Genomic DNA, 20,212 nt, shown 5'->3' on the forward strand with positions numbered 1-20,212 from the left:
CTCCTTTCTAATCTAGAAAGGAGTTTTTCATTTTCTATGCTTTTGATGTCTCTGCTTTTATCTTTTCTTGTTGTTTCTGGTATACCATTCGTTCATTCCCCATAAAGAAAATAAATACGAATGCTAGGCCGGCTGGAACTAATGCCCACATAAATATCTGAACGATAGAACTAGAAAGGGCTTCAATAATTTTATCTAATATTTGCGGCGGAATTTGAGATCTTGCACCTTCTGAAAGAATCGCTCTTGAATCCCCTAGCACGTTGCTACCCACTCCGCTTCCCATTCCTTTAAACACTTCTTCTAATTTGTCTTGAAAACTTGTTCTTTGAATCATACCAAAGATTGTAATTCCAAGCGTCATCCCTAGTGAACGAACAAAGTTACTCGTTGAAGTTGCTGATCCTCGTTGATTCATACCAAAGTTATGGATTGCAGCCATACCTAATACCGAGAATGAGAAACCTACGCCAAAACCGATAATAATCATATAAATTGTTAACCATACACGGCTTGTTTCCGGTGTTAATGTACTTAATAAGAACAATCCACCTAACATAATAACAGCTGAGATAATCATGATATTACGATAGCTTAACTTTGATGTTAAAAATCCACCTAAATGCGCTGTAACGACTGATCCTAACATCATTGGTAATAGTAATAAACCGGAATTGGTTGCGGACCCGCCATATACGCCTTGAATAAATAAAGGAATATAGACAGTTGCTGACATGAAAGCAGCCCCGTAAAATAACGCGATAATTGTACTCATCCCAAATAAACGCTGTTTAAACATTTCAAACGATATGATAGGTTCTGCCACTTTTCTTTCAATAAAAATAAATATAATCATTAAAATAGCAAATGCTGCAAATAAACTTAAAATAAAAGTAGAATCCCATTCATACTTCTGTCCACCAAGTTCTAATGCAAACATTAAGCAGACGACTGCACCAACTAATGTAATTGCACCAAACCAATCAATCTTTTGTTTTTGGTGAACGCGTGATTCTTTATAGAAGAATACAATAAAAATAAGTGATAGAATGCCTAATGGTAAGTTAATGTAAAACACCCAGTGCCAACTAATATAATCTGTAATATATGCACCAAGTAACGGTCCGAAAATGCTAGATAACCCAAACACTGCACCAAATAATCCACCCATTTTCCCGCGCTTTTCGGGTGGGAAAATATCAAATACTATTGTAAATGCAATCGGAACAAGCGCTCCTCCGCCAATACCTTGAATCGCACGATAAATACCTAACTGCGTAATATTTTCTGCTGTACCACAGAGTGCCGAACCAATCATAAAAACAATTAAACCGAAAATAAAAAACCTCTTTCTACCATACATATCTGATAGCTTTCCGAAAATCGGCATCCCTGCCATTTCTGCTACCATATAGGCGGATACGACCCAGACAAAGTTTTCTAATCCACCTAAATCACCAACGATTGTCCCCATCGCTGTCACAACAATGGTATTATCCATTGATGCCATTAAAATCCCTAGTAATAAACCGGCAACTACAAAACCGAGTTTACTGTTCTTTGCAACCATATTTCTTGCTCTCCCTCTTACACCTATATTTGTTTATGTTCTTTTACAACGGATCTTCCTTTTTGATTAAAACTCGTATGATATTCTACAACACTGATTTCACAGCCAGGGCCAATTGTAACGTTGTTTCCTCTTACTATTTCAGCTACTGTGTGTTCTAAATAAATGTCATCCCCTTCAATAATTGATGTTTGAAGGTTACCAGTATGACTAGTGAAAGGAATAAATCTAGCTTTTTTTCGTACGGTAATCTTTTTTCCACCAATTTCTCTTACTTTACTTCCTTCATAACGCAAAATGATATTAATATTTTCAGCATTTAAAAGCCCTTCATTTTCAAGACCACCAACTAATAAAAGCTCTTCTACTTCAATATCTTCTTTTACTGTAAGACCTCCTTTAATATCTACAAAGTTTCCAGATAGCTTGCCATTCACTTCAAGCATCCCTCGAATTTTTGTTTTGTTTATATGACAATCACGCTGAACTTGTGTATTACCATACACTTTCAAATACTCCGCATGTAAACTCCCTTGTACTTCACTATCCCCATATACAATATACGACTTTGCTGTCATATCACCTCGAACATCACTCGTTCCATATGCCTTAAATTCATTACAGCTCACATCATTTGAAATTGTTCCTTCGCCTCGAATTTTCACCTTATTGTATGCTCCACCAGATGAACTACCAGACCCATTCAAAGTGAGACTATTTTGCTTTTCCATTGCCATTCCTCTCTCCATAAGAAATTAAACTTGCTGAATTTCTTTTACTTTCGCATTTTTATCCACATGAAGAACTCCTGTATATTCAATCAGTCCAATCTCGCAATTTGGCCCTACCGTAACATTGTTCCCTCTTACGGTTTGAATTTGTACGTAATCAATATCAATATTGTCACCTTCTAACAATTCAGCTTCTAAATGCGATCCAAATACCGTTTGAAAAAGTCTACTAAATGCTGTCGCTCTATGCCTTACTTTAATTGTTTGACCACCTATTTCTTTTGCTCTACATGTACCGTGAATATCGATGTCAATTTCATCTGCACTTAGTAAGCCACCGACTGTGAACTGTCCTTCTGACGAAAAGATATCTACTTCGCAATTACCGTCAATCGTCGCTTGCCCACAGATTTTAAGCTCTTCACCTTTCAAAGTACCACCAATTGTTCCTTTACCAGCAATTTTTAAATTGTTAGCCTTTACATCTTTTGTAATCGTTGCTTTTCCATCGATTCGCATGTTTTCAGTATCTACTTTCCCATCAACTTTGCCAGAACCGCTAATTCTTGTACGTTCACTTTTCAAATCACCATTCACATTACCTGACCCGTTGCATTCAAAATCATCGCAATCTATATTTCCATTAACAGTCCCTTTTCCATTTAACTGTACTTTATGAAACTCCCCACCATTAGAAGAACCGTAACCATTTATAATTAATTTTTCTGATCGCATCATTTTCCCCCACTACAATAGTTTTGATTTTAACGCTTCTGTATATTGCATGATTGCTAAACGTACCACTATCTTCGTTCCTTTTTCAAACAGTAAATCATCTACATTTGAAATTAAGAAACATGTAGAAACACCCAGCTTCCGAACCACAACTAATTCGCTATTCTTTTGTTTCATGATTTCATAATGTTCGTGAAGTACTTACAGTATCATCTTGCCTTCTTCCAAGCTAATTTCTCCAGATTGAAGCAATTCCTCTAAAATAAATACATAAAGAATATCAGCAAACTGAAATTCTGCCTGTTTATTCATTTGTTCTATAAAAAATTGTACAACCGGTTCTGAAGCAATACCCTTTCGGATGATGTCTTCTTTCATGAAAGAAATCTCAGATACACTTGGTGAAAACATATTTGCTAGTTCATCAAGCGATAGGTCTTCTTTCATCGTTTGAATTTTATCAATACGCTCTAATATCTTTTCTTTCGGAAAAAATGTTTCTTGCCCTGTAAAAGTCGATTTCCTGATAAACCAATCTTCTGGTATTAAATTCTTTCGTTTCCACCTATATAGTTGCCCGTATGAAATACCAGTCAGTTCCAATAAATCTTTTTTTGAAATTAAATCTGTACTCAACTGTATAACACTCCTTCCTGATAACAACATAACACTGTTACATTGTAAATGAGCGTTTATAAAAACATGCGTAACAATGTTCAAAACCAACCTTTTATTCCATACAAAAAGGCCCTTTCGTACTCCATTTAATACCGAAAGAACCTTTATATATCAATGTTTAAACCATATATGATAAAAATCAATCCAGCCCTGAGAATTAATCATTATATTTTGTACTTTTTCATGTGTACTTATGTGCTGTTTATTACGATATAAAGGAATAATATGAATGTTACGTAACAATGTGTCCTCCACATCGCGTAACAGTGTAATTCGTTTTTCTAAATTAAGTTCAATAAAATATGAATGGAATTGTTCATTCCAATCAAAAGAGCTATGTTGATTTATAAAACTATTTTTCGCAAGAAACATTTGTAAAAAGCTTAGTTCTATTTGCTCACTAATTGTAGCACTATCATGAATCATATCTGCTTGTTCAATTGTTTCTACTTGTAATAATTCCTGCGCATCGAGAAAATGTATTTCAATCGTTATTCCGTACTTTGCACATTCTGTTTGAATCCATTTAGAATCTTCCACATGATCTTGTTCTTTAAACGTATACAAGTATAATACTTCGCCATTATATTTGCTCTTTTGTAGCAGATTATTCATATCCTCTTTTATTCTCCAAACAGTGCGATTTCCTAACAACAATTCATCTGCGACCTCACCGCGTTCTCCCCCTAACTCGTCTATCATTTTGTTACTATGAATCATTTTATATAATGCTTGCCTGAATGTGATATCTTGTAAAGGCCCTTGTTTTTTAGTATTTAACGTAACATATGTTACGTTGGATTCCATTTTAGAAAGTTCTTTATGAGGGCTCTCTATCCCTTTATGCTCGGATTTCATCGAAACGTCATATTCATCCATACTTCTCGGTACATTCCAAAGTTCAATTCGATCAAGAAAGGGGCGTTCACGAAAGTATAAATTATGTGCTTCTAATACAAAGATAGAATCGTTATTTTCTCGTAGTTTAAATGGCCCCGTTCCACTTAAATTTCCTTCCTCATCTTCCGTTACAATAGAACACTGTTCTGTACCTAAAATATGTAATAATAACTTATTTTCTGTATGCAAGTAAATCTCCACAATATATTCGTTTACAATATGGATTTTTTCAACATGTTGCAACATCCACAAATACGGATTATCTTTCTTATTCAGAAACCTATTCAATGTATATGCAACGTCATCAGCAATAAATCGTTTACCATTATGAAACTGTACACCTTTACGTAAATAAAAAGTCCACACTTTTTGATCGTTATTATATTCCCAGTGAAACGCAAGTCTCGGTTCTATTACGTTTGTACTCTCGTTCACATATACAAGCGTGTCATATATATGTTTCACCATATGACATTCGGAACGCATTGTAGCATATACAGGATCCAAAAAAATCTTCGGCCTCATTTCAACTTGTAAACGAAGTACATCTTGTCTACCTTGAGTAGTCATTTCAATTTGATAACCAAATATTGAATTTATCCAAGTTTGGAATTGTTTTTGCAACGATGGAAAATACACAATATATTGTTCAACAAATGCTTTTCCACCCCTTACATCTCCTTGTTTGGTTATTTCTTTCCCATGTTCTAAAATTAAGAAAGCTGGATTCTTTTGAAATGATACCTTTGACCGATTCCCTCTCCCGCGTCCTGGAAACCAACAAACCCAACCTAGCTCTTCTAATTTTTTAATAATAAATTTACTATTACGATCGGTACAAAATAACATTTCCGATATGTTTTGTAGTGATATTTCTATTTTTTCTTCCCCTGTTCTCCCTTTTCCATACTGGAGCCACAGCTGTATATATTGCTCCAAAATAACCATACTTTTCCCCCTAAAAGATGAAAATTTTCCCTCTTTTATTCTACCCTTTTTCATTTTTCACTTCCATCTTAAGATTTCAATATAGAAAGGAGGAAATGAAAAATGAAAGTTCTTATAAAACGCTATAGCAAACCAATTTGGATTCGACTACTAGGTGAATTGTTAACAAGAACGACTGAGGCGATGTTAGCGATAATTTTTATTGTACATGTCAATAAAGCTTTAGAAGGAAATGTCGTCCTGACGATGCTTCTCTTTGGCTTGCAACCTCTTTCTGATATTGTGTTCACAATCATTGCTGGAGGTGTGACAGATAAATACGGCAGAAAGAAAATTATGTTACTTGGATTATTCGTACAGGCAATTGCAATCGGCGGATTTGTTTTTGCTACATCAGTCCCTTTCTTTGCTTTGTTATATGTAATGAATGGTGTTGGCCGCTCCTTATATATTCCTGCTCAGCGTGCTCAAATTGCAGACTTAACTGCACCAGAACAACAAGCGGAAATATTTGCTGTTCTTCAATCAGTAGGAGCAATCGGAGCTGTAATTGGTCCGTTCATTAGTGCCTTTTTTTATAATAGTCATCCTGAATACTTATTTATGATTCAAGCTATGACTCTCCTGCTATATGCCATTCTCGTATGGACGCAGCTTCCCGAAACAGCGCCAATCATTCAAACAGCTCAAAAATCAACACAAGTCACAACAAAGAAAGAATTTATTTTTAAGCATTATGTCGTATTTGGACTTATGATATCTACTCTTCCGATTAGCTTTTTCTATGCGCAAACTGAAACGAATTATCGCGTATTTGCAGAGAATATCTTTCCAAATTTCTTATTCGTTCTCGCATTCATTTCAACTTGTAGAGCAATTATGGAAATCATACTACAAGTTGGTCTTGTCAAATGGTCTGAACGATTTTCAATGCCCAAAATTATCGTGATTTCATATTTTTTCTATACATTGGCTGCCATTGGTTATGGCTATTCCACAACATTATGGTCACTCTTCTTTACACTGCTTTTCCTTACAATTGGTGAAAGCATTGCTTTAAATCATCTACTCCGATTTGTTTCGGGAATCGCACCGAGTCATATGCGTGGATTATATTTTTCTATTTACGGGATACACTGGGACATTTCTCGAACATGCGGTCCGGTTATTGGAGCAATGATATTAGGTCATGTAAATGGCAGTACCCTATTTTATATTTGTGCCTGCTTATTAATAATCGGTGGAATCATTCAAACCTATTTTGTTTCTTCCGTAGAGCGTAACAAAGCAAAAGAGCTGTCCTTATAAAAGAACAGCTCTTTTTTCTTCCCTTTACTAGCCTGCCATATTATTAATACTATCTTCTGGAGAAAATACAGAAATATGATCGACTTTTCCAGTAGAATTTGAAATTACAAATTTCAATTCAAATTGGCCATTCGCTTTATAAATATATATTTTGTCATTCCCATTTACCTTAACTGAAATAGGTTTCCCTAAAACTTTTTCGATGTCTTGTAAAGTAAGTGTGTGAAGCTCTGAATGATTGGAACGAATGTCAAAAATTTGAGATCCTTTATTAAATCCAATAACAACATTTTTATTCGTAAAAGTTGCATACATACCTTTCCCTGCTGGCTCAGTTTTATCAGCTTTCCCCCATACCTTTTCAACTTCTTCAATATCTCCTGTATGTGCAGCAAATGTAACATTCGGTACTTTTCCTTGTTTTGCTTGTTCTAATATATTCTTAATTCGATTACTTTTTTTAGGGTCTATAGATGAATTTGACGGATTTTGTGGCTTTGGTTTGGGATCTGTTGTTTCCGATTTATCTGAAGGTGGTTTTTCATTCTTCTTTTCAGTTGACTGATCAGCAAAAGAATCTGATTTCACTTCAGAATTCTTCTCAGGTGTTTGTGTAGTTAGTCTCTGTTCATCTGAACTCTTACAAGCTGTTAGAGTTAACAATGTCAAACTAAAAAACAATATGAGTATTCTTTTACAACTTTTCATGATTTCAACCTCCTACCTTATCGTATTCACCCTTACATCCAATCCATTACACTCAAGTTAATATCATCATATAACAGTTTCCTAAACAATCTCATCAAAAATACGCTGTATTGTAATAAGCAAAAAATGGTTTTATATTGAAGGAAGTATAAAAATAGGAAACAGATTTGTTGAATTCATTCTAAATAAAAAAACTGCCCTATTTATAGGGCAGCGCCAAATATGTAATTACACTTCAATACTCTTTCCATCTTCAACGATATGGTAAAGTAAGTGAGCTAAATGATGAATCGGACCATATTCTTCCTCTTCTTCATCTGTTTCACCTTGGAATTCAAGGTCATTTAAGTAAAGTGCTAAAAATTGATAGAATAATTTTAAATCAAATCCGTAGCAAGCACTTGGTTCTTCGTGATCTCCCTCATATTGCAACATTAAGTATTGTTCGTTTCCTTCTGCATCTTCTGCATCAAAGAATACAAAGAAACCGACATTTGTATCTAAATCAAATAAATGACGAGTACCATTCTCTGTTGCTTTATTAAAATCCTCTTCACTTAACTTATGTACTGTTGTTGCTTTTGCATTGTCTTCTTGATGAAAGTTTACTGTAAATGATTTCAATGCTGACACCTCCTGATTGTATAACAGTAGCATAACAGATTAGAACACATAATACAAAAATGGATTGCCTACTATTGTAGGCAATCCATCTCATTTCACTTTCGGATCGCGCGAAGTAATAAGCTTACAATAAAAATTAAAACAATGGCACCTATTAATGCCGGAATAATTGCATATCCTCCGATAACCGGTCCAAACGTCCCCAATAACCATGTTCCAAGCCAAGAACCAATAATCCCAGCGATAATATTTCCAATTACACCACCAGGTATATCTTTACCAACGATTAAACTTGCTAGCCATCCTAAAATACCTCCGACAATTAAAGACCATATAAATGCCATATTATTTTACCTCCTTAATTTTACAAAACAAAAATAATGACAAAAAATTATTGCTTACCATTAGTTATGCTACTTTTTTATTGAGTTATACTATCAACTTGCGGATAGTAGAAGTACGATTATACCGAACGATTTAAAGTGACACTTCCATCGCCAACAGCCCTTTTTTTAGAGAAATCATCCATATCTTTATTCTTTGATCTAATTATTCAAAATTGAGTTTAGGGTGGCATGTAAAATCCCACTCTAAAGGTACCTACAAAACGAATAAATATTTTGATATGTTTCTTAAAATTCAGTAAACTGAAAAATGAGTATATGAACAGGGGGGAACATAACTTGAATAATGTCGATTTGTTATTATTAAACCTATCAGAAGTAAGAAGACGAAGCATAAAAGTTTGGACAACTATTCCTGAGGAGAGATTAGATTGGAGACCAGATTCTGAGGCATTGAGTTGTAAAGAGACGATAAGGCATGTTTTAGAAGTTGAATATCTTTATCTACAAATATTAAGAAATCAAGATAATGTCCAAAATATAACATCACCTTTTGAAGCAAAAGTATTTACATCTGTTAAAGACGAGCTCCATTTTGCACAACCATACCATGAACTGTTTATTGATTTTGTCAGATCTTTATCAAATGAAGAATTAGAAAATATAAAAATAGATCGTTCAAACCTAACTGAACTTGGCTACACGGGCTATATTCGTTCTTTAGGTGACATGCTACTACGAATCGCGTATCATGAAGGTGTTCATACAGGACAAATATTAGATTATATGAGAACGATGCAGATAGACCGACCGGATATTTGGGACTAAAGTCCTTGATATTTACATATTTAAGGGAATAATTCTCTTTTAATTAAGCATACTATTGTATTTTCTAACACAGATTGTTCTTGCTTCTTCACGTATTCATATATACCATCTAAGAACAATCTGGTTTCAACATTGTTCTCATAAATTCTCTTTTAAACGCTTGATAATTAAAATCAACAGCAATTCTTTGTACAGGTCTATTATCAAATCTTTTCAGTTCAGCAATCTCTCTAAAATCAGCTACACTTTGCCCTCTTGTTTCATCATTTGTTGTACTTATCCATATAGCAGACTTTTTATATTCAAAGATATTATCATTGATTAATGAAATGAATGGTAATAGATCATGAATCGGACTTCCACCAATTCCAGGGTATTCTTTTTTATAAAAGTTTTCATAATAAAAATCAATCATTGGCTTAATTAGTTTTGCTTGCCCTGTTCCTTTTTGATGAATAACGTTTACCATTTGAGGAGTAATAAGTGCTCGCTGCGTTACGTTTAACGGATAAACACTAACATTCTTGGCATATTTCATGACAATATTAGTAGCCATTGGGTCTCCATAAAAGTTAGCTTCTGAAACAGGAGTAACATTACCTGGAAATAAAAATGCACCGCCCATTATATAATAAGAGCATACTTGGTCCATTACATCTGGATACAAAAGAAATAGTGTCGCAAGTGAAGTTAAACGTCCTGTCGCCACAATAATAATATCTTCTGGACATTGTTCAATAAGCTTAATGACTTCGCAAAAGTTTTCTCTTTCCGGCCCTCTCATTTTCGCTGGAATAATTGATCCCAAACCGTGATCTCCATGGATTTCTGGAAAAAACAAAGGATCTTCCGCCGTCATCGGCCGACTTGCTCCTTTTATTATTTTTACCTTCGTAGCATAGTAGTTCTCTAAAAAATAAACATTTTCGGTTACAATCTCTCTTGAAATGTTACCATAATCGGCCACAACCCCAAGGATATCAATATTACATGTTTTATCAGCATAAATTAAAGCAACTGCATCATCGATACCAAAATCTCCAAAAAAGATTATTTTTTTATTAACGCCTCTCACCCTCCTCACCATATTCTACTATTATTATTATGTAGAAAAGACAAGGCGGTGAAACAGTTTAAAAGAAAAAACCACCTATTTATTGGTGGTTCCCAGCTTTTTATATGATAAATATGCTAACACATTCTTACTGTTTTCATACTTCGGGTTATTTCCTTTTCTCGGCTCCCTCGTATGTGTTTTTTCAAATCCAGTAATTTCAGGCATGTTCTCCAAAAAATCAACAATCTCTTTTTCAGTTCCCTCAATACGTACACGAATCATTATGACTACTCCTCAATCCTATTTTCTCTATAACAAGTATAACGTACTCGGGAAAGACTGCAAGATAATTATCTTTTTAAAGTTGCACTTTTCTGGCAAACAAAGAGTGCCATCTCAGTATAGAACGATTCAACTTTATTATTTTCAACATGTATTTTGAAAAACTCCTTCATTTCATTGGAGGTTTTCATCATGCAATCTGTTAACTTTGAACGGATTTCCTGTGGTACATCCATCATATTGCACCACCAATCAAAATCAAATTGTTTCTCAAATGTGAGGCATGATTGCATTTGCAAACCATTTTTCTCTAATAATGAAATCCATTCTGTTTTTTTCAGCGCGCGCCTATGGCTCGGATCTCGCTTTTTCTCAATAAAGTTATAAAATGTATCGTATTCATTATTTTCAGGAGCAACATTGTCAATTAATATAAATAACCCATTTTCTTCTAACGTGCGATGTACTTCAAAAATAAATTGTGAAGGATTTGAGAAATGATGCGCTGCAATACGACACACAATTGTATCAAACGATTCATTAGAAAATGGTAAATCCTCTGCATTTCCTATAACAAATGAAACATGATCATGTCCATTAGCATGAATGAATTTTTTTGCTTTTTCCAACATTTTTTCCGTTAAATCAAGAGCGACTACGCTTTTGAATAATGGCGCTAGCGTATTCGCTACATGCCCACCACCTGTAGCAATATCAAGAAGACGAGTATTTTTACGATTTTTTACTTGCTGAACTAAATATTGCAAATCTGATCCTTTTGCATGAATTTGACTTTTGACATACTTTTCAGCGTTACTACCAAACTGAGTCTTTACAAGTTCTTCATTACTCATTCTGGATCATCTTCTTTCTACATATATTTACATATTCTTTTCAGCAAGAATACGCAAATCTCCTCTTTTAACTAGACTTTGAAAAAAGTCTCTTATCTCTATGTGTAAACAACAATGTAATTCCTCTCTATTCCTTTTTTACTCAATGAACTAATAGCTCTATTTCTTTCTGACTTTCCTCTCGCTTCATATATTCACGTACATTCGTACTATATGCTTGTACGATTAAGGACAGTGACAATACGAATAGTTTCTTTAACACATTCTCTTCATACTCATCAATCCAATCCTTTGCCTCTACACAATGATTCAAAATCGATGTATAGAAACTCCCAAATTCAATTTCTGTTTTATCCACTCCTATTTCTCTTAGCAATTCTTTACATAATAACGAGCGCTTCTTAATAAAACGCGGAAAGTAATACGCATAAATCATTTCACGGCACTTTTCTCTAATCATTTCTTCAAATTTTATATGATATATTTCAATTCCTACATAGAATGTTCCTCTCATTCCCCCACTATACTCTCGTAAAAAATCTTCAATTGTATGATACGTATAATCTTCGTGTGTTTGATTCATATATACCAAAACACCACTAGCATTCACAATATATTTAGGAACTGCTATGTAATAATAAACCACCCAAAAACAAAGTTTTTCTAGTATTTCCTCTTCTTGTTCCTGTAAAAATTGGTCAAGCAGTTTCTTGAAAAATTGTTGTACCATCAACTCGCCTCCCCTCATATATTTTAAATTTATCCTCGTCTACTTTCCAATGTGTAAAATTTGTTTTTAGCCCTACAAAAACAAATTTTTATCTAAATCAAAAAGATTGAACTTTGATTATCAAACACGTAATATAGACTCTGGCTCTAAAAAATAATGATTAACATATAGGAATGAAAAGGAGGATTTATATACGATTTTTTCTATTTTAAAAGACTGTGAGGTTTTGTTATGTGGCGTAATAGAAATGTCTGGATTGTTCTAATCGGTGAATTTATTGCCGGACTCGGTTTATGGCTAGGGATTCTTGGCAATCTAGAATTTATGCAGAAATATGTTCCTTCTGATTTTATGAAATCAGTCATTTTATTTATTGGGTTATTAGCCGGTGTTTTAGTTGGTCCTATGGCGGGACGAGTAATTGATCAATATGAAAAAAAGAAAGTTCTCCTTTACGCAGGCTTTGGCCGCGTTATCAGTGTGATTTTTATGTTTTTCGCTATTCAATATGAGAGTATTGCCTTTATGATTGTTTTTATGATCGCCATTCAAATTTCGGCAGCTTTTTATTTCCCTGCTTTGCAGTCTGTTATTCCGCTTATCGTTCGTGAGCATGAATTATTACAGATGAACGGTGTACATATGAATATCGGAACGATTGCTCGTATTGCTGGAACCTCCCTAGGCGGTGTTCTTCTGGTCGTAATGAGCTTACAGTATATGTATGCATTTTCAATGGCTGCCTACTCTTTATTATTCCTTTCGACCTTTTTCCTACAATTCGAGGATCGAAAATCTAATATATCAAGTAAAAAGGCAGCGAAAGATAATAGTTTTATAGAAGTATTTCGTATTTTAAAAGGGATTCCAGTCGCATTCCGTGCACTTATTTTAAGTATTATCCCCCTTTTATTTATCGCGGGTTTCAATTTAATGGTAATTAATATTAGCGAAATGCAACATGATCCAACAATTAAAGGGTTTATTTATACAATTGAAGGTATAGCTTTTATGTTAGGTGCTTTCGTAATCAAGCGTTTATCTGATTATTTTTCACCTGAAAAATTGCTTTATTTCTTTGCATTCTGTACTGCTGTTGCACACCTCTCACTATTCTTTAGTGATGTGAAATGGATGGCGCTTGTATCATTTGGCCTGTTTGGATTTAGTGTTGGCTGTTTCTTCCCTATTATGTCGACAATTTTCCAAACAAAAGTTGAAAAAAGTTATCATGGGCGTCTTTTCTCATTCCGCAATATGTTTGAAAGGGTTATGTTCCAAATTGTCTTACTTGGAACAGGCTTCTTCTTAGATACAATTGGATTACAGTATATGGTGCTTATTTTCGGTGTTATTTCATTATTTATTATTTTTATGTCCTTATCAAAACAGAAGCAGACGAATAAAAATACTTCCCAAGTATCAAACATGTAAAATCCATCTCAATTTTGAGATGGATTTTACCTTTATTGTAAGAGTTGACCTAAGTCCCCGGTTATTACATTCCCGCTATTGGCTTCATCCGTATCAATATGCATATCTAATGCGTACGTATCTTTTACACGAATTAATACTCGATTAAAAACTAATCCTCTGTCTCCTTCTACTTTAACACTTACATACTGTCCATCTTTCACTTGAAATTTCTCAGCATCTTGAGACGTCATATGGATATGACGTTCAGCAATAATTACACCTTTTTCAATTTTTAAAGATCCCTTTGGACCAATAAGAGTAATCCCTGGTGTTCCGTCAATATTGCCTGATGCCCGAATCGGAGCATCCACCCCTAATTTGCGTGCATCTGTTTTTGAAATTTCAACCTGCGTAAATTTCCGAATAGGACCAAGGATACGAACCTTTGAAATTTCTGCTTTGTCAGTCTTAATGGTTACTGTTTCTTTTGCTGCAAACTCTCCTGGTTGTGAAAGTTCTTTTGCAACCGCTAGCTCATATCCTTCCCCAAAAAGTTTTTCTAAATCTTCGTTTGTCAGATGGATATGCCGATTTGATACACCAATTGGAATTTGTTTCACCTAAAACACCTCTTCATTATGTAATAGTATTCCTAATCTTTAGCTTTCCCTTCTTTTTCTTTTTACACAACTACGTTTTGAATTCTGCCCCAAAAGTGATAAAATATAATTATGTGTTTTCAGAATAATAAAAGAATATACAAACTACAGAAATGAAAGCACAGTTTTTTAGGAGGGGTTTTGATGACTTATACGTTGGCAACTAGAATGAAAGCATTTCAATCTTCTATATTTAGTGAACTAGCAGCTTATAAAAAAGAAAAAATTGCAGCAGGTCACAAAATGATTGATTTAAGTATCGGCAATCCAGATATGCCTCCTGCTGATATTGTAAAAGAAGCTATGATACATACAGCAAGCGGAAAAGAAAATTACGGTTATACTTTAACAGGTATTCAAGAATTTCACGAATCAGTAACTGAATATTACGATAACACTCACAATGTTACATTAGATCCAAACAAGGAAGTTTTATTATTGATGGGTTCCCAAGATGGACTTGTTCACTTACCTATGGTATTTGCAAATCCAGGTGACCTTATTTTAGTACCTGATCCTGGCTATACAGCATATGAAACAGGCATTCAAATGGCAGGTGCAAAACCCTACTTCATGCCTTTAAAGAAAGAAAATGACTTTTTACCTAACTTACAAGACATCCCTGAGGAAATTGCTAAACAAGCAAAAATGATGATATTAAACTTCCCTGGAAATCCAGTTCCAGCAATGGCTCATGAAGATTTCTTCAAAGAAGTAATTGCGTTCGCAAAACAGCACCATATTATTGTCGTACATGATTTCGCCTATGCTGAATTTTATTACGATGGAAAGAAACCAATCAGTTTCTTATCTGTTCCTGGCGCTAAAGAAGTTGGTGTTGAAATTAATTCCCTATCCAAAAGCTATAGCTTAGCTGGTAGCCGCATTGGTTATATGATTGGAAATGAAGAAATTGTAGGTGCACTAGCGCAATTTAAATCAAATACAGATTACGGCGTATTCTTGCCAATTCAAAAGGCTGCATCAGTTGCCTTGCGTCAAGGGGCTGATTTCTGCGCAAAAAACCGCATCATCTACCAAGAACGTAGGGATACGTTAGTTGACGGATTCGCTTCTTTCGGATGGCATGTTGATAAACCAGCTGGTAGTATGTTCGTATGGGCCGAAATACCAAAAGGTTGGACTTCATTAGAATTTGCTTATGCATTAATGGATCGTGCGCATGTTGTTGTAACCCCTGGCCATGCTTTTGGACCTCATGGTGAAGGTTTTGTTCGCATCGCACTTGTCCAAGATAAAGAAGTATTACAACAAGTTGTTGAAAACATTAAAAATAGCGGTATTTTCTCTCTTGAAAGAGCAGATGCATTAGTCAAAAATTAATTACAAATCCCCTGCCCATTTTTAGCAGGGGTTATTTTCATTTTTCTTTTGAAAATTAGGAGGTACATATATGAATATGAAAAATATTAAAGACACTCTCCCTCATCGGCATCCATTTTTAATGATTGATAGAATCACAGAAATTGAAAATGAAAAATCCGTAAAAGGATACAAACTAATTACAAGTAACGAATGGTTTATAAATGAGCATCAAAACAGTATGCCTCATATGCTAATTGTAGAGGCACTTGCACAACTTGGAGCATTCGTAGGAACAAGTGGGTCGAATGGATTAGGATTTCTCTCCTCATTAGACGGTGTAACATTTAACGGAACTACTATACCTGGTGACAAGCTAGATTTACAATATGAAGTTCTGCGGAATAAACGAGGGTTTATTCTCGGAAAAGGAATTGCTTCTGTAAATGGAAAAACGATTGTTACAGTTGAAAAATTACTAGTTTATATTACACAATAAAGATTGTATTTTAAATGTTCACTATAATAACTATACAATGACAAGGGGTACAAAAATGAAGAGCGCCGTTGGTATTGATGCTGGGGGAACACTAACAAAAATTGCTTATTTTAATCAAGACAATGAATTACGTTTCGAAAAATTTTACTCCCATGAACAAAACAAAATTAAAGATTGGTTACATAACAATAAATATATAAATAGACTATCTATAACTGGTGGTAAAGCTGAGCAATTACAAACGTTATTTTTAGGAAAATATAATATAGAGCACCTTGCAGAATTTGACGCCACGCTTTCAGGTGTTCATTACCTCATTGATGTAGAAAAGCACCTTATCAATAACTTTGTTTTAACCAATATCGGTACAGGTACATCCATTCATTATGTCCAAAATACCGAGTATATTCGTGCTGGCGGAACAGGGGTTGGTGGAGGCACTATCATGGGATTATCAAAGCTATTAACAAACATAGATCATTTTGAAGAAGTCATCGGGCATACAAAACTAGGATCTAGGCGGAGTCTTGATATTACAGTTGGAGATATTTATAACGGCATTCTTTCTCCTATTGATAGTAACTTAACAGCTAGTAATTTCGGAAAAGCTGCTATTCATGAACCTGATTATAACAAGTCCGATTTAATCGCCACCCTTCAAGGTCTTGTTGGTGAAGTAGTTACTGCATTAAGCCTTCAATTTGCAGAAGCAAAAGATATAGATCATATCGTTTATATTGGATCTACACTTTCAAACAATAAACATCTACGAGAGATTATAAGTAATTATACCGTGTATCAAAATAGAACACCTATATTCTTACAAGATCATGGCTTCAGTGGAGCTATAGGTGCTTTATTGAGTGCAACAAAATAAATTTATTACACAAAGGAGGCTTCTGTGAAAGAAAAAACATTACTTAAAATTGAAAAAGACATCGAAAATCATGACTTAGGAAAAGCAAGAGAGCGCCTTCACGGCTTAATTCATTCTTATCCTAGTGACCTGTCACTTCGCAAAAAATTAGGTGATATCTATTTTAGGTTACACTATCCAACAATGGCTGGACGATATTGGTATCTTGAAGAAAACAAAACGCCCGAAATGATTCAAGCATGCCAACAATTTGAAAAATCGTTGGGCAACAGCCCTAATGAGATTGTAAGAGCTTTGAAATTTAAAGGTGATTCCGCAATAATTAATAATTTATCATTAAAATATAGCTGCTCAGTTATACAAAGTCGTGTAATAGAACAAATTGCACAAGAACCTGAAGAAACGTGGAAAGATAACTTAGTTCACATTGGATGTATTTCTATAGTAGCTGCAATCTTTGTTTCTACTTGTATTGGTCTGTATACCATTTTCAATTGGTTATTTTCATAATATATGATTCAATAAAAAAACTGGCATGTAAGCCAGTTTTTTTATTGAATCTTTTCCTTTTCTAACATATACGTATCTGTAGAAACAGACTGTAAGAACGTATTCATCTCCCCTACAGAATAAATATATAACTCATGCATCGCACGCGTACAAGCAGTATAAAATAATTTCCGTTCACTTTCCCTGCCGTATTTTTCCGTTGATGCATCATAGATGATAACTGCATCAAACTCTACCCCTTTCGATAAATACGATGGGATAATCAAAATACCTTCATCAAACGAGCTCGTTTCTTTCTTAATAAGACGAACTGGCAATGATGTTTGCAGGGCATGGTATGCTTCTTCACTTTCTTCCGCTGTTTTACAAATAACCGCAATTGTCTTGTGACCATCTTGTTGCAGTTGTTTGATTTGATTCATAATCTTTTTATGATGCTCCTCCCGATCTTTCACTTCTGTTATAACCGGTTGCATACCATCACGCTGAAACGGTTCAATTTCATCACCATTCGTAATTAACTGCTTCGTAAATTCAATGATTTGTTTTGTGGAGCGATAACTACGCGTAAGAACAATTCTTTCACTTAGTTCTTCCCCATACAGCGTACTTAACTGCGAAAATTCATTCTCTGACGCATGTTCATAAATAGTCTGATTAAAATCACCTAGTATTGTCATTTTTGTATGCGGAAATATTCGTTTCAAAAATGCATATTGAAATGCAGAATAATCCTGCGCTTCATCAATAAATACGTGCTGCACAGATGTATTTTTTTGCAATTCTTCCAGTTGATCTTTCAAATATAAATAAGGCGTTGCATCTTCATATGACATATAAAAATCTTGTATTTTTTCTATTGTTTCTTTACATATTTCATTCCATCTTTGCGGTAATTTATGTTCTTCTACAAGTTGTTTAGCGAACTCAGGATCTTTAAATAACTGTATATAAAGTGCCGGTGTATGAATGAATTGTAAATTTTTCACACGTCTTTTCAGCGGTTTAAAATGCTCTTTTACAACAATTGCTGCTAGCATCTTCTGTTCCCGCTCAAAATCATCAAATGCACCATTTGAATGTTCTTCTTCTCGTTGCAATTGATGATACACTTTCGCATATGTTTCTTTATCTAATAACTGTATTTCTTCTTCCACCCATAACTCTTTTCTCTCTATTTTTTCTTGTTTTCTTAACTCTTTTAATAACCACTCAGAAATTAATTTTATTCGATTTGGAATTCGGATTGAAGAATCAAATTCATAAAACTTTTCTTTCATTTGTTCTTTAGAGATTAATACTTTCCCTCTAAATTTTATATCTTTAAATAACATACCTTCTCGTTTTAAATAAGATACATACTGATTTACTACTTCAATAAAATCAGTACTTGCTTTATATTTAATTCCTTCTAATCGTGTTTCATAGCTCTCTTCTTCCATTCTTGTCAATACATATTCCATCTGTGTAAATGGATCTTCTAATTCAAATTTCTTATCAATATGACGTGCTAAGTATTCTTGGAATGTCGTTTGCTTCATATTGTCTTCACCAAGTTCTGGCAGTACTGTGGAAACATAGCTATTAAACATCGAATTTGGAGAAAAAAGAATGATTTGATCAGCGTGTAATGTCTTACGATAACGATACAATAAATATGCGATGCGCTGAAGTGCTGCCGATGTTTTACCGCTTCCTGCAGCTCCTTGCACAACCAGCAAACGACTTTTTTCATTCCTAATAATTTGATTTTGTTCCTTTTGAATTGTTGAAACAATGCTTTTCATTTGTGTGTTCGCGTTATTTCCTAATACTTCTTGCAATAATTTATCGCCAATCGTAACACCTGTATCAAACATACTTATAATTTGACCATTCCGAATCACATATTGCCTTTTTAATGTCATTTCACCCGAAATCGTATCATTAGGTGCCATGTATTTTGCTCTTCCTACAGAATAGTCATAATACAAACTTGATATAGGGGCTCGCCAGTCATATACAAGAAATTGTTCTGTAGTTTCATCGTAGAATGAGTGAATACCAAGATAAATAGCATCCTCACTTTTTTCACCGTCTTCTAAAAAGTCTACCCTTCCAAAGTATGGTGATTGCTGTAATCTCTGTAATCCTTTTAGTTGATTATAAGCATGGCGATGACTTTGTTCTCGTTCGGATAATAGCTCTGCTTGTTGCTTAATACTTGCTGCCGTTTCTATAGCCTCTTCTGTATTATCAACATTCACAGTTACATCGTCCCAAAAATGTTTGCGAATCTGGACAACATCTTTTGTTGTTGCACTTGTATAACGTTCTAATGTATCAATATGTTTTTCAATCTTTCCAACTACGTCTTCCACACGATGTTGTTCCTGTTTCCATTCTTGACTTGTTTTTTCCATATCGCCACTCCTTATCAACTGATCGTTCTGATGCTCATTGTTTGATGCAATACAGTAAAACTTTAATCAGCCCCCACCCAACTTCTTTACTTTCGGTGAATTTTAAAACGGGGACTTGCCACCTGTTAATGCGGGATAAAATTTTTCAACAAACCGTTTGACAAACAAGCAAACAGTTTGTTATAATTAAATTGGGTAATTATTGAGTTTTTTACAATAGAATAAACAA

General features: G+C 34.4%; 20 protein-coding genes and 1 pseudogene. 7 read left to right on the top strand and 14 right to left on the bottom strand.

Annotated elements, in window-relative coordinates; genetic code table 11:
- Nucleotides 1-34: 34 nt before the first annotated feature.
- The 5 genes and pseudogenes from KFD70_RS05995 to KFD70_RS06015 form a co-directional block, all read right to left on the bottom strand.
- On the bottom strand, nucleotides 35-1,570 hold the full coding sequence (locus KFD70_RS05995; RefSeq protein WP_431613009.1) for an MDR family MFS transporter: 1,536 nt from the start codon (nucleotides 1,568-1,570) through the stop codon (nucleotides 35-37).
- 23 nt (nucleotides 1,571-1,593) lie between these two features.
- The gene (locus KFD70_RS06000; protein WP_431613010.1) at nucleotides 1,594-2,301 is read right to left on the bottom strand and encodes a cytoplasmic protein; all 708 of its coding nucleotides are present in this window, start codon (nucleotides 2,299-2,301) and stop codon (nucleotides 1,594-1,596) included.
- A 24-nt stretch (nucleotides 2,302-2,325) separates the two neighbouring features.
- Nucleotides 2,326-3,036 carry a polymer-forming cytoskeletal protein gene (locus KFD70_RS06005; protein ID WP_336451258.1) on the bottom strand — a complete coding sequence of 237 codons (711 nt, stop codon included), beginning with the start codon at nucleotides 3,034-3,036 and terminating at the stop codon, nucleotides 2,326-2,328.
- Nucleotides 3,037-3,048: 12 nt separating this feature from the next.
- Nucleotides 3,049-3,672, bottom strand: a pseudogene (locus KFD70_RS06010) (YhbD family protein).
- 153 nt (nucleotides 3,673-3,825) lie between these two features.
- Nucleotides 3,826-5,616, bottom strand: a complete 1,791-nt coding sequence (locus KFD70_RS06015) for an SgrR family transcriptional regulator (protein WP_431613011.1) — start codon at nucleotides 5,614-5,616, stop codon at nucleotides 3,826-3,828.
- A gap of 48 nt (nucleotides 5,617-5,664) precedes the next feature.
- On the opposite strand from KFD70_RS06015, the gene KFD70_RS06020 reads away from it, so the two are divergent.
- Nucleotides 5,665-6,870 carry an MDR family MFS transporter gene (locus KFD70_RS06020; protein WP_336451261.1) on the top strand — a complete coding sequence of 402 codons (1,206 nt, stop codon included), beginning with the start codon at nucleotides 5,665-5,667 and terminating at the stop codon, nucleotides 6,868-6,870.
- Between the two features lie 27 nt (nucleotides 6,871-6,897).
- On the opposite strand, the gene KFD70_RS06025 is transcribed toward KFD70_RS06020, so the two are convergent.
- From KFD70_RS06025 to KFD70_RS06035, 3 genes are all read right to left on the bottom strand, one after another.
- Nucleotides 6,898-7,581, bottom strand: a complete 684-nt coding sequence (locus KFD70_RS06025) for a YjgB family protein (RefSeq protein WP_336451406.1) — start codon at nucleotides 7,579-7,581, stop codon at nucleotides 6,898-6,900.
- Nucleotides 7,582-7,806: 225 nt separating this feature from the next.
- A complete protein-coding gene (locus KFD70_RS06030; RefSeq protein ID WP_017151969.1) occupies nucleotides 7,807-8,202 on the bottom strand; it encodes a hypothetical protein in 396 nt (131 codons plus the stop codon).
- 95 nt (nucleotides 8,203-8,297) lie between these two features.
- Nucleotides 8,298-8,546, bottom strand: coding sequence for a GlsB/YeaQ/YmgE family stress response membrane protein (locus KFD70_RS06035; protein WP_336451262.1), 249 nt, complete (start codon nucleotides 8,544-8,546; stop codon nucleotides 8,298-8,300).
- Between the two features lie 339 nt (nucleotides 8,547-8,885).
- Here KFD70_RS06035 and KFD70_RS06040 point away from each other — a divergent pair, with 339 nt between their 5' ends.
- Nucleotides 8,886-9,374, top strand: a complete 489-nt coding sequence (locus KFD70_RS06040; protein WP_336451263.1) for a DinB family protein — start codon at nucleotides 8,886-8,888, stop codon at nucleotides 9,372-9,374.
- Nucleotides 9,375-9,483: 109 nt separating this feature from the next.
- On the opposite strand, the gene KFD70_RS06045 is transcribed toward KFD70_RS06040, so the two are convergent.
- The 4 genes from KFD70_RS06045 to KFD70_RS06060 all read right to left on the bottom strand — a co-directional run bounded on the left by KFD70_RS06045 (nucleotide 9,484) and on the right by KFD70_RS06060 (nucleotide 12,297).
- Nucleotides 9,484-10,449 (bottom strand): nucleoside hydrolase, encoded by a 966-nt coding sequence (locus KFD70_RS06045; RefSeq protein ID WP_336451264.1) that lies wholly within the window; start codon nucleotides 10,447-10,449, stop codon nucleotides 9,484-9,486.
- Between the two features lie 75 nt (nucleotides 10,450-10,524).
- Complete coding sequence (locus KFD70_RS06050; protein WP_336451265.1) at nucleotides 10,525-10,713, bottom strand: YvzF family protein; 189 nt, start codon at nucleotides 10,711-10,713, stop codon at nucleotides 10,525-10,527.
- Nucleotides 10,714-10,781: 68 nt separating this feature from the next.
- Nucleotides 10,782-11,567 (bottom strand): class I SAM-dependent methyltransferase, encoded by a 786-nt coding sequence (locus tag KFD70_RS06055; protein ID WP_336451266.1) that lies wholly within the window; start codon nucleotides 11,565-11,567, stop codon nucleotides 10,782-10,784.
- A gap of 142 nt (nucleotides 11,568-11,709) precedes the next feature.
- Nucleotides 11,710-12,297, bottom strand: a complete 588-nt coding sequence (locus KFD70_RS06060) for a hypothetical protein (RefSeq protein WP_336451267.1) — start codon at nucleotides 12,295-12,297, stop codon at nucleotides 11,710-11,712.
- Between the two features lie 231 nt (nucleotides 12,298-12,528).
- Between KFD70_RS06060 and KFD70_RS06065 the strand changes: the two genes are divergently transcribed.
- The gene (locus tag KFD70_RS06065) at nucleotides 12,529-13,731 is read left to right on the top strand and encodes an MFS transporter (RefSeq protein WP_336451268.1); all 1,203 of its coding nucleotides are present in this window, start codon (nucleotides 12,529-12,531) and stop codon (nucleotides 13,729-13,731) included.
- A 32-nt stretch (nucleotides 13,732-13,763) separates the two neighbouring features.
- On the opposite strand, the gene pduL is transcribed toward KFD70_RS06065, so the two are convergent.
- Nucleotides 13,764-14,333: a phosphate propanoyltransferase gene (gene pduL, locus KFD70_RS06070; RefSeq protein WP_336451269.1), complete on the bottom strand. Its 570-nt coding sequence runs from the start codon at nucleotides 14,331-14,333 to the stop codon at nucleotides 13,764-13,766.
- Between the two features lie 183 nt (nucleotides 14,334-14,516).
- Here pduL and KFD70_RS06075 point away from each other — a divergent pair, with 183 nt between their 5' ends.
- The 4 genes from KFD70_RS06075 (at nucleotide 14,517) to KFD70_RS06090 (ending at nucleotide 17,581) form a co-directional block, all read left to right on the top strand.
- Nucleotides 14,517-15,716, top strand: a complete 1,200-nt coding sequence (locus KFD70_RS06075; RefSeq protein WP_336451270.1) for an LL-diaminopimelate aminotransferase — start codon at nucleotides 14,517-14,519, stop codon at nucleotides 15,714-15,716.
- Nucleotides 15,717-15,786: 70 nt separating this feature from the next.
- Nucleotides 15,787-16,194, top strand: coding sequence for a 3-hydroxyacyl-ACP dehydratase FabZ family protein (locus KFD70_RS06080; RefSeq protein WP_336451271.1), 408 nt, complete (start codon nucleotides 15,787-15,789; stop codon nucleotides 16,192-16,194).
- A gap of 55 nt (nucleotides 16,195-16,249) precedes the next feature.
- Nucleotides 16,250-17,071, top strand: coding sequence for a type II pantothenate kinase (gene coaW / locus KFD70_RS06085; protein WP_336451272.1), 822 nt, complete (start codon nucleotides 16,250-16,252; stop codon nucleotides 17,069-17,071).
- Between the two features lie 24 nt (nucleotides 17,072-17,095).
- Complete coding sequence (locus KFD70_RS06090) at nucleotides 17,096-17,581, top strand: DUF6584 family protein (RefSeq protein ID WP_336451273.1); 486 nt, start codon at nucleotides 17,096-17,098, stop codon at nucleotides 17,579-17,581.
- 41 nt (nucleotides 17,582-17,622) lie between these two features.
- Here KFD70_RS06090 and helD read toward each other — a convergent pair whose 3' ends face one another.
- Entirely contained in the window at nucleotides 17,623-19,983 is a 2,361-nt protein-coding gene (gene helD, locus KFD70_RS06095) for an RNA polymerase recycling motor HelD (RefSeq protein ID WP_336451274.1), read from the bottom strand.
- Nucleotides 19,984-20,212: the final 229 nt, after the last annotated feature.

The sequence above is a fragment of the Bacillus pfraonensis genome, assembly GCF_050768835.1.
Taxonomy (GTDB): Bacteria; Bacillota; Bacilli; order Bacillales; family Bacillaceae_G; genus Bacillus_A; species Bacillus_A pfraonensis.